The organism is Brenneria roseae subsp. roseae, assembly GCF_003115845.1.
Lineage (GTDB): Bacteria > Pseudomonadota > Gammaproteobacteria > Enterobacterales > Enterobacteriaceae > Brenneria > Brenneria roseae.
On sequence record NZ_KZ819066.1, the window covers coordinates 1 to 432 of the forward strand.

Annotated in this window: 2 tRNA genes; both read left to right on the forward strand. The window is 48.4% G+C overall.

What is annotated here, in order from left to right:
• The first annotated feature begins 65 nt into the window (after positions 1–65).
• A tRNA-Ile gene (locus DDT52_RS20840) sits at positions 66–142 on the forward strand.
• Positions 143–266: 124 nt separating this feature from the next.
• Positions 267–342: transfer RNA gene (locus tag DDT52_RS20845), tRNA-Ala, on the forward strand.
• The last annotated feature ends 90 nt before the right edge of the window (positions 343–432 follow it).

Consider the following 432-nt stretch of genomic DNA (forward strand, 5'->3'; position numbering starts at 1 on the left):
TACGAAATCGAGTGAAGTGCTCACACAGATTGTCTGATGAAAATGACGAGCAGAAATACCTTAATAGGCTTGTAGCTCAGGTGGTTAGAGCGCACCCCTGATAAGGGTGAGGTCGGTGGTTCAAGTCCACTCAGGCCTACCAATTCTTTCCCATGCTGTGTTGTCGCCCCACTCGTTTACTGATGTAAACGTCGTGAGACTCCGCCTTGCCTGGAAACGAATTGGCTAACTCATCGAGCGGTGGGTTAAAGGGTATGACTGAATTTGGGGCTATAGCTCAGCTGGGAGAGCGCCTGCTTTGCACGCAGGAGGTCTGCGGTTCGATCCCGCATAGCTCCACCATATAAAGACTTCAGAGCGTATTGGTAACAGTATGCTGTGAAGTATTATGCTCTTTAACAATCTGGAACAAGCTGAAATTTGAAACGATGC